Origin of the sequence: Psychrobacter sp. 16-MNA-CIBAN-0192, assembly GCF_040309565.1 — a bacterium.
Taxonomy (GTDB): Bacteria; Pseudomonadota; Gammaproteobacteria; order Pseudomonadales; family Moraxellaceae; genus Psychrobacter.
On the sequence record NZ_JBEOOX010000396.1, the window covers coordinates 1 to 260 of the forward strand.

Below are 260 nucleotides of genomic sequence, written 5' to 3' on the forward strand. Positions count from 1 at the left end.
CCATAGTGACTCGTAATAGCCTTGCAGCCAGTGCCATGAAGGTAACACAAAATAATATCGCCATAGACCATGTGTTAACCCGAGAGCACTTCCCTGCAAAGCCGGCACCCGATGCGTTACTGGCCATTGCAACACAATGGCAAATACATCCACAGCATATTATCTATGTTGGTGATTACTTATACGATATTCAAGCAGCTAATAATGCGGGAATGATAGCCTGTTTAATTAATCATGGCATCGAACGCGATTATCAACAT

The 260-nt window shown here is 43.1% G+C and carries 1 protein-coding gene; it reads left to right on the top strand.

Annotation, left to right across the window (positions count from 1 at the left end; all coding sequences use genetic code 11):
• The coding region (locus tag AAEY78_RS13720; RefSeq protein ID WP_352339904.1) for an HAD family hydrolase at nucleotides 1-260 on the top strand (260 nt) is incomplete at both ends.